This is a genomic window from Candidatus Allofontibacter sp. (assembly GCF_040404065.1).
Taxonomy (GTDB): Bacteria; Pseudomonadota; Alphaproteobacteria; order Pelagibacterales; family Pelagibacteraceae; genus Fontibacterium.
Genome location: NZ_JBBAJM010000003.1, coordinates 15,623 through 25,511, shown reverse-complemented (window position 1 = coordinate 25,511; position 9,889 = coordinate 15,623). Strand labels below are relative to the sequence as shown.

10 protein-coding genes are annotated in these 9,889 nt (G+C 23.6%); 6 read left to right on the top strand and 4 right to left on the bottom strand.

Features of this window, described 5'->3' with window-relative positions; genetic code table 11:
- Positions 1-119: 119 nt before the first annotated feature.
- Positions 120-557, bottom strand: coding sequence for a hypothetical protein (locus AC8IG9_RS06280; protein WP_507425960.1), 438 nt, complete (start codon positions 555-557; stop codon positions 120-122).
- A 168-nt stretch (positions 558-725) separates the two neighbouring features.
- Here AC8IG9_RS06280 and AC8IG9_RS06275 point away from each other — a divergent pair, with 168 nt between their 5' ends.
- Positions 726-2,630: an AAA family ATPase gene (locus AC8IG9_RS06275; protein WP_507425959.1), complete on the top strand. Its 1,905-nt coding sequence runs from the start codon at positions 726-728 to the stop codon at positions 2,628-2,630.
- On the opposite strand, the gene AC8IG9_RS06270 is transcribed toward AC8IG9_RS06275, so the two are convergent.
- Complete coding sequence (locus AC8IG9_RS06270; protein WP_507425958.1) at positions 2,627-3,244, bottom strand: hypothetical protein; 618 nt, start codon at positions 3,242-3,244, stop codon at positions 2,627-2,629. The genes AC8IG9_RS06275 and AC8IG9_RS06270 overlap by 4 nt on opposite strands.
- Before the next feature lie 285 nt (positions 3,245-3,529).
- On the opposite strand from AC8IG9_RS06270, the gene AC8IG9_RS06265 reads away from it, so the two are divergent.
- Together AC8IG9_RS06265 and AC8IG9_RS06260 are read left to right on the top strand one after the other, a co-directional pair.
- Positions 3,530-5,002 (top strand): NAD(P)-binding protein, encoded by a 1,473-nt coding sequence (locus AC8IG9_RS06265; protein ID WP_507425957.1) that lies wholly within the window; start codon positions 3,530-3,532, stop codon positions 5,000-5,002.
- 21 nt (positions 5,003-5,023) lie between these two features.
- Complete coding sequence (locus AC8IG9_RS06260; protein ID WP_507425956.1) at positions 5,024-6,271, top strand: 3'-5' exonuclease family protein; 1,248 nt, start codon at positions 5,024-5,026, stop codon at positions 6,269-6,271.
- A gap of 26 nt (positions 6,272-6,297) precedes the next feature.
- Here the strand turns inward: AC8IG9_RS06260 and AC8IG9_RS06255 are convergent, their stop codons facing one another.
- Positions 6,298-7,077, bottom strand: a complete 780-nt coding sequence (locus AC8IG9_RS06255; protein WP_507425955.1) for a hypothetical protein — start codon at positions 7,075-7,077, stop codon at positions 6,298-6,300.
- Between the two features lie 93 nt (positions 7,078-7,170).
- A complete protein-coding gene (locus tag AC8IG9_RS06250) occupies positions 7,171-7,551 on the bottom strand; it encodes a protein disulfide isomerase family protein (protein WP_507425954.1) in 381 nt (126 codons plus the stop codon).
- A 71-nt stretch (positions 7,552-7,622) separates the two neighbouring features.
- Between AC8IG9_RS06250 and AC8IG9_RS06245 the strand changes: the two genes are divergently transcribed.
- The 3 genes from AC8IG9_RS06245 (at position 7,623) to AC8IG9_RS06235 (ending at position 9,800) form a co-directional block, all read left to right on the top strand.
- The gene (locus AC8IG9_RS06245; RefSeq protein ID WP_507425953.1) at positions 7,623-8,465 is read left to right on the top strand and encodes a phytanoyl-CoA dioxygenase family protein; all 843 of its coding nucleotides are present in this window, start codon (positions 7,623-7,625) and stop codon (positions 8,463-8,465) included.
- 44 nt (positions 8,466-8,509) lie between these two features.
- Positions 8,510-9,466 carry a ribonuclease III domain-containing protein gene (locus tag AC8IG9_RS06240; protein WP_507425952.1) on the top strand — a complete coding sequence of 319 codons (957 nt, stop codon included), beginning with the start codon at positions 8,510-8,512 and terminating at the stop codon, positions 9,464-9,466.
- 109 nt (positions 9,467-9,575) lie between these two features.
- Positions 9,576-9,800, top strand: a complete 225-nt coding sequence (locus AC8IG9_RS06235) for a hypothetical protein (protein ID WP_507425951.1) — start codon at positions 9,576-9,578, stop codon at positions 9,798-9,800.
- Positions 9,801-9,889: the final 89 nt, after the last annotated feature.

Genomic DNA, 9,889 nt, shown 5'->3' with positions numbered 1-9,889 from the left:
ACTTTTTTGGTTACCTTACCGATGACGAACCATCGGTTCGGCAAGGTACTTTTTTGGTTACCTTACCGATGACGAACCATCGGTTCGGCAAGGTACTTTTTTTTTTTAAAAAAGTAAGTTTAGTGTAATTGTTCTGTTTGTTTAGCTATTTTTTCTTGTTGTACTTGTTTATTTTGAATTTCATTAATAACAGATTTAGCTATATTATTAATTATATCCGAATTATTGATTAACAATGTATTAATATATTGTAATTGTGTATTTGAAGATAAATCAGTTATAATATTTGCAATTTCAGGATTTTGTAAAAGTAAATCGACAGCTTTTGTTAAAGAAGCATTACCTTTTAACGTAGTAACAATATTTGCCATCTCTGGTTTTGTATTTACTAAAACCTGAGCCATTTCAATGTCTGAATTTTCTGGTTTTAAACTATTTTTTAACCCAATAACTATACTATGTAAAATACCATTTGCAGGAATTGGTAAAATTGCTACTAGTTCTGATGCAGCAAATAAAACAAAACCAAATATTGCAGCAATATCTGGATTACTCATTTATTTTTTGCTATATATGTCTATTTTTAAATTGTTTTTTAAACACACTAAATTAATTTAAAAGTAATTAAAAGGTAATTAAAAAGTAATTAAAAGGTAATTAAAAAGTAATTAAAAGGTAATTAGTAAAAAAAAATGATTTATTTTATTTATAATAGTTAATAATAGATGGTTCATACTAGAAACCAAAAAAGAAAATTAGAAGAAATTTTACCAGAACATTTATCAATAGATCAAGATTGTGGTAGTAATATTTCAGTTTCTAAAAAAAAAAAGATAAATAATGTATTTGATGGTAATCAGACACCTAATAATATAAGACCAAGTAACGAATTTATATGTGAAATTGAAAGTTCAGATGAAAACATTGAAGAAAGTGAAAACATTGAAGAAAGTGAAGAGAAAGAAAGAAGTGAAGAAGAAGGAGAATACGATACAGAATCAGAATATAGTTACGATGGTAATGATAATGGTAAAGGTATGGAAACACTTATAAAAAGATCTATTTTAAATTTAGTAAAAAGATATACAAATAACGAATCTAAAAAACAAAAAAAAAATCTTGATACATATGATAAATTTGTATCACATACCAATTCTATTTACGAAGGAATCTTTTTCGAAAGATCCACTATTGAAGATAAAAAATCTAAATTAAAAAACTTATATACAGAAGATGAAATGAAAATAATAAATACAGAACTTGATAACATAAAAGAAAATTATCGTTTAAATGCACCTAGTATAATAGATATTTTAAAAAGTAATGGTGATATAAAACAAAAACAAAAAATGTTGGAAAGATTGTACCATTATACTAATTCTGATATATTGACACAAGAGTATACAAATAATTTAAATATAATACAAAAAAATACAAAGCATTACGACGATCCTCAATTAGAATTATTAGAAAATGAAATAACAAGAAAATCATCTACATTAGAATTTTCAGATGATTATAGAGAAAGAATTTTAAAATCAAAAATGTCATTGCATAATAAAATATTAGCATATAAACGTCTTGAAGTAATGGACTCTTTTGAAAATACAGATACAAGCGAATATGCAAAATATAAAACGTGGATGGATATTTTATTATCAATACCTTTTGATGAACCTATAGTAAAAGAAAAAGACATAAAAGATATAAGAAGAATACTAGATAAAAGACTTTCATTTTTAGAAAAACCAAAAGATCAAATTATCAATATTTACACACAAATGATAAGAAATCCAGATTTTACAGTTAATGCGATTGGGTTATATGGTCCAAAAGGTGTTGGTAAATCAAGTATTATAAAAAGTATATCAGAAGCTTTAGATAGACCATATAGAACAATTAGTTTGGGTGGAGAATCAGATTCTTCTTTATTAACAGGACATTCTTTTACATATATAGGAAGTATTGCAGGTAGAATTATAGAAATTTTAAGAGAAACAAAATGTACAAATCCTATAATTCTTTTTGACGAATTAGATAAAGTATCTGAAACTCATCATGGAAAAGAAATTATAGGTAATTTGATCCATTTAACTGATGCAACAACAAATAATAAATACAACTATGATAAATATTTTGCAGGTTTAGAATTTGATTTATCAAAAGTACTTTTTGTATTTACTTATAACGATCCTCTTAAAGTTGATAGTATTTTATCTGATAGATTATTTAAAATAAACATTGAAAATTATTCTTTAAAAGAAAAATTAGAAATTACGCGTTTACATATTATACCGAATATTTTACAAAAATATCATTTCCAAAATGAAACTATAAAATTAGCAGATGACACAATTGACTACATAGTAGAAAAAAATACTCGAGATCAAGGTATGAGAGATATTAATAGAAAAATAGAAACTATAATATCTAGAATAAATACATTATTATTAACTACACCTGAAGATAATATTGTAAAATTAAAATATAAAAAGTTGTATCCATCATTTAATAAAAATACAGTTTTACCAGTTACTATTTTGAAAGAACATATCGATATATTACTTTCAGATAGTTTTACAACAGATTCAGATAATTTAAATGATCCACCATTTGGTATGTACATTTAATTTTCATTTTCAACCAATTCATATTCTACGTCGTTACTTTTGGTTAGTTCTGTACTAATAATTCTTTTATTAACATCAAAATGATCAAGTGTACCTTGCCGAATAGACGTGTTCGGCATCTGTAAGGTATTATCCATATTTTTATTATAATATAATCCTAATAAAGATACGAATGGCTTTTTAACAACAGTATATACATTTTCGACAAAATTTATATGTTCATCCATATTTTTTGTACTCGTATTAACAATTTGTAATGTGTTTTCTACTTTATCTAAACGCAAATTTGTGTTTTCTAAACGCGAGTTTGTTTTTTCTAAACGTGTACTTATGTCTTCTAAAAGAGATTCTATTTTATGGAGACGGTCTAATATAGGTTGTTCTTTATTTATTTTTAGATTTATTTTACTTATATTATCGTCGATACTATTAGTATTTTTATTAATATCATGCATATTTTCATTCATACCATGTATATTTTCATTCATGTCATTTATATTTGTATTCATGTCATTTATATTTATATTCATGTCATGCATATTTTTATTCATTGTATTTATATTATCATTTACTGTAAAAAGTAGTGAAATTGTTCTTTTAATTTCATCATTCATTTGTTTTTAATATACATTTTTTTTTTTAATATTATACTAATTAAAATTGTTTAATTGTCTTAAAAATTGAGTTTTAATCAAATTAAATTTATTTTATGAATGTTGAGTTGAGAAATATAAAAAAAGAAATTACAGGATACACTATTGTATCACCTGAAGACTATAACCAATAAAGATAAAGATGGTTATGTAATAACTAAAGTAAGAGACATTGCAACTAAAAAATATTTTGGAGAATATGGTAATTTAAACTTTTTTGGAAATTAATTTATTATTATATATATAATGAACAATAATAATATATATGATTTAGTATGTGTTGGAGCAGGCCCAGCAGGGTTAGCTTTAGCACAAATGTGTTGTAAAGTAAAAGGTTTAAAAATATTACTTATAGATAAAGAAGCTTCAATTGGAGGTTGTCATAGGGTTCGAAGAAAATATGTACCAGAATTGGGAGAAAACATGTTTACTCAACATGGACCTATTGTATATGGTGGATCAACATATACAACATTTCAAAAATTGTTAAAAGAAATGAAAACTGATTTTTATTATTTATTTACAAAATACAATTTTAATATAACTGAAATAGGGGGGGCAACAATCTTTTCTGTACTTTCATTTGGTGAAATATCAAGTTTTATCTTGCCATTTTTATTGTTGGTATTTAATGACGAATATGGTAACGATATAGTTTTACATGATTTTATAAAAAATTTTAGTAAAGATTCAATTGAAATGATAAACAAAATATGTATATTGACTGATGGAGGTAATTCAACTAAATTTACATTAAATAAATTTTTACAACTATTAAATCAACAATTTCTTTATCCGTTATATCAACCAAAATTACCAAATGATATTGGATTATTTAAAATTTGGAAAGAACATCTAACAAATAACGGTGTTGACATATTATTAAATACAAATATTGAAAAGGTTAATTTAGTTGGTAATGGTAATGGTAATGGTAATGTAATAGAATCAATAAATGTAAGTGGCAACAAAATATATGCTAAAAATTTTGTGTTTGCTATACCACCAAAAAATTTAAATGAAATAGTTAAAAAAAATAATATAAAGTTTGATGACAATAATATAAATTTAGAAAAATATGCACAGGATACCGCATATTACGATTACATTTCATTTACATTTCATTGGAATAAAACTTTGGATTTAAAAAAAGTATATGGATTTCCAGCAAGTGATTGGGGTATAGCTTTTATAAAATTAACAGATTACATGACATTTAATGAAAAAAATTCAAAAACAGTATTGTCATTAGCTTTAACAAGATCTGAAAAAGTTTCAAAAAAGATTGGTAAAACTGCCAACCAATGTACTTTTAATGAAATAGTTGATCAAGTTTATTTAGAATTAAAGGAATTGTATGGACAAAATTTTGAATACCCTACAATAGCTTTACTTTCACCTGGAGTCAAGTATGATAATATATTAAAAAAATGGATATCTTACGATACTGCTTTTATAAATAGTGCAAATTACGAATCATTAAATTTTAAAAATAATACCATTAATAATATGTATAATTTAGGTACACATAATGGTAAAAGTTTATATAAATTCACTTCACTTGAATCTGCTGTAAGTAACGCAGTATATTTATCAAAAAAATTATATCCAGAATTAATAGATGACCCCATACAAATTGATAAATCAATTACATTAACTCAAATTATATTCGCATTTTTAGTATTTAGTATAATAATATTATATCTTATTAAAAAGTAATTAAAAATTTAGAAATAAAAAATGAAAAAAATACAAATAGTAAGAAATATTACTTTAATGGAATTTATTCATAAACAATCTAGAATATTTAACACTTTGATTTATAATTATTTTGTAAAAAAATACAATTCGATATATAAATCGAGAAATGTACTTATTTTACCTAATAAAAATATAAATTCTCAATATAATACAAATTTAGATGAAAACAAACATAGTTTAATATATGTCATGTATAAAAATATATATTATAAAGAAACAAATACAACAAATACAAATGAATTTAGATGTTATCTTGATTCAAATACAAAGATGAAAATTTTAAAATCTTTTAACTATTATAATAAAAAAATTAATTTATCAAACGATGTTTTAATTATTGGAAAAAGATATATTAATCGTAAAACAAATGATAAAATAAATGATTCTACTAAACTTTATTGTACCTTACCAATGTCAAACCCATCGGTTTGGCAAGGTACCTTACCGATTCTGAATGAAATAAATAATATAGATGAAACTAAAAATGAAAATATACAAATATTAGAAAAAAGAGACCAAACATATCATTATTATTTACAAAATCAAAGAAGATTATTTTTATATAATTTAAAAAATACATTTAAATCAGATAGTACAATATATATAAATAATTCTATAAAAAATGGATTGTTTTTAGATGTAGAATATACAAATGATATTTATGATGATTTCAAAACATTTCCAGAATCAAAAGATCATTCAATGTTATTCATGATAGGTATAGCTTTTAAAGTTAAAGATGATTTGGAATTTATTCATTATACAGTAGATAAATTAACTCCAGAATACGAATATAAAATTTTAAAAGGCTTTTTAGATTTAATTAATGAAAAATATAAAAAAGAAAAGTGCCCTATTGTAATTTATCACTGGAGCCATGCTGATAAAACATGTATAGAAAAATCATTTAAAAAATATCCAGATTTATACAATATATATAGAATATATCCTATAGAATATATTGATTTATTATGCGTTGTAAAACAAACAATTCAATTACCATGTTATTCATTAAAATATGTTGCTAAAACTTTATTAAATATAAATTACGATACTGAATGTAAAAATGGATTAGATGCAATGTGTTCTATTATACAAAAAAATATTTCAATGAATGATAACCAAAAATTAACAGATTTTGATATCACAAAAGATATCATCGAATATAATAAAATGGATACTGTTTTATTATATAAAGTTATAAAATATTTTACTCAAACAACCTAATCGGTTTAAGGTACCTTGCCGTCTAACTACGTTATTACCTCGCCGTCTAACGACGTTATTACCGTTTGTTTAGATGGCCTTCCTCTTTTACTTTTATTCTTTTTACTTTTTTCTTTTTTAATTTCAATAACAGTAATTGTTTCATCTTTAATTTCATTTTCAATGTCAATAATTATGTCATCTTCTTTTTCAACTTCTTTTTCATCTTCTTTTTCATCTTCTTTAACAAAGTCGTCATTATCTAAACACATTATTTCTTCTGACTGTCCCCATTTTATATTTTTAATTTCTTCAAGTTCACGTTCATCAATTTCTTCAACTTCAATTACAGCGTTTTCTAATTCAAGATCATCTCCAACAAAAGAATTTGCTTTAGAAAATTCCTCTGCGTTTTCTGCTTCAAGTTCGTCATCTGCGTCTTCTGCTTCAAGTTCGTCATCTGCGTCTTCTGCTTCAAGTTCGTCATCTGCGTCTTCTGCTTCATCATAAATTGATTCAAAAAAGTCATCAGTTTCTGAATATTCATCCGAATCTGTTTCTTCAACATTTTGATGCAATAATGGTGTGTTGACTTCTTCAGATTGTATTTTATTCATATTATAATAAAAAGTCGAAAGTAACAAATCAACTCCGACAATATAAATAATAAACTTGTTAAAAATAGATATAGAATCCGGATTATAAAATAATACATATAAATAAATACACGAATAAAAGACTAAACCTAACGCTATAGAATAAGTAGAAATAGTTTCTATTTTAGAAACATTATATTTATGCAAAATACATTGTGAAAGTATAAACATTAAAGACTTTATTTAAATCTTATAAATAAAATGCTTAATATAAACGTAATGATATTACTTGTTATTAGTTGAATGTTGTTGTTAGTTAACTTGTTAGTGATTGTAATGACAATGATGGTAAACATTGCAAATATGTTCTAATATATCACCTTTTTCTCTAGAACCATTATAATCGCCTATAATTCTTCCAGTTTGATCAAAAAACTTAATTGTAGGAAATCCTCTAAATGATAATTTATTTTTAAGATCGTCTGTTATTTCTGCACTTTCTATAGAACTACAAACAAATTCATTTCCAATAGAATCACACAATTCATTAAAAGTCGATTTGAATCGAACACAGTGACCACACCACGTGGCATGTATCAAAAGCATACCGGGATTTTTATTAATCTTGTTTTGATTTACATAAACACCATTTAAATTTGATGTAAAATCATTTTCTTTTAAAACAACACCCTTAATATCACTCATTTTACTATTACTAAATAAAATAAAACTTTTTAAATTAAATTTAATTTCTTTTATATATATATTGAATACAAATGACATATTTTACAATTTACGTACTTTTTATATTATTTATATTATTCACAACCCAAGCGTTTTTAATATATAAAAGAAATAAAATAAAAGACATTGGTTACATAGTTATTGAAAATATGTTGTCTAAATCTGATATAGAAAATATATTAGAAAATTGGGAAATGAGAAATTTTAAAAATATACATGATATATTTATCGGTAATGGTAAAGTCGGAAACGGTAGAGGTATTAAATGGAAAATTAAAGAAATATTAGGAGACTCTTATAATTTAATTGATTACATGTATGTAATTGAAGATTCAGCTATTCATACATATCATAGAGACTATACATCTTCAAAACAATATAATAATTTAGAATATCCAAGTTATACAATGATTTTATATTTAGATGAAAATAGTGAAGAAAATGGTTTAAATGTAATTCCTAAAAGTCATATTGATAATGCTCAATTTTATACTTTTGATTATTCTTTAAAATTAAATTTTAAAAAAGGTACATCAATTATTTTTGATGCAAATTTATTACATTGTGGAACAGCAATAAAAAATAATATTAAAAGAAAATGTATTCAATTTAAAATAATTCACAAAGACGATATATCAAAAATGCCACATTTACAAAATTTTCATGTTTTGATTAATAAACCAAATGATAAAAATACAATTTCTAAATATATTGAAATGAATTTTACAAAACATTTACCTATAATATCAGATTTATTCCAATCTACTATCAAATCCGCATTTACAGAAAACAAGACTTTTATTCAAAAATTTATATCAGGTGTAATTTTTTCAGATTCAGATTTTTATAAACCAACGCGGTTAAAAATATATTAAAAGAAAAAGAATTGAATTTATATATTTATTTTACATATAATTACATGGATAATCCAAATAATCGTTTAATTACAAAAGACGAAGTTGAAAATATTCTAAATTATTTTGAAAACATAGGTGACGATGGTACCTTTTTAAAAATAAATAATTTAGAACATTATCAAGAAGCTTTTATTCATGAAAGTTATTATCAAGCTATTCAACATCAAATGACAAATGGAGAAATTAGTTCTTTATCAAATTTTTATTTACCAAAATCTTCAAGTGAACGTCTTGAATATCTAGGTGATTCTATATTAAAAGCTATTATGGGAAGATATTTGTTTGAACGTTTTGGAAATGAACGAGAAGGATTTTTAACAAGATTAAAAATTAAAATTGAAAAATGTAGTATGTTACACAAAATTGGTATTACTTTGGGATTTAAAAAGTACATTTTGCTTTCTTTACAAGTAGAAAATCAGACAATCCTCGACACTACCAGGGGGAGGGGTACACCTAGCTTCTACGAAGACTCATTTGAAGCATTTATTGGTTCTATTTTAATAGATTTTGGAGAAAAAGGATATCTTTATGCAGATCGTTTTGTTAGATCAGTTATAGAAAATATTATTGATTTTGCAGAATTAATATCTACAAACGATAATTTTAAAGACTCTTTACAACGTTTTTTCCAAAAAATTAGATTTAAACCACCTGTGTATAGTTCTTTACAAGAAGATGGTCCACTGTATAGAAAAATATTTACAAGAATGTTGGTTATATCGGATAAACAATTATCCGAAATGAGTGAAATAATACAGATTGATGTAAAGAAATACAATGCATATATATTAGAAGAATATAGATTAAAAAATCCAAGTGTTTTTTCAAAACTCTTGCAAATATGCCAAAATGATAATTATATATTAGGTATTGGATTTGGTCGTAAAGTTACAAGTGCTGAACAAGAATGTGCAAAAACATGTTTGGAAAATTTGCATATAGATTTAAATTTTTAAATTTTTATTAAAACTTTAAATACCTATAATAATAATTATAAAGCGGAATAAAAATAATTATAATCTATTTAATTAAAATTATTTTTTTATTTTTATAATATAAACAAAAATGGATCTCACTAATTTCGCTATTGCTTTTGTTATATTAACTTTTGCAACTCTATCAATCGCAACTTCTGCTATAGCTATAGAATGTTATAATAAATCATCTGACCTAAGAAAAAATAAAGCAGGAAACTTTTACTTTGTCATCACTAATACTGTATGTTCTTCTTTACTTGTTTTAGTTTGTCTAAAAAGCATGTATAACATGTACTCTGTAGGTTTTCAATAATAATACTTTTTTTTAAAAAAAAGTATGCAAAAAAAATATATATTTTTAAAAATGTTAAATATACTTTTTTAAAAATGAAATACTTTGGT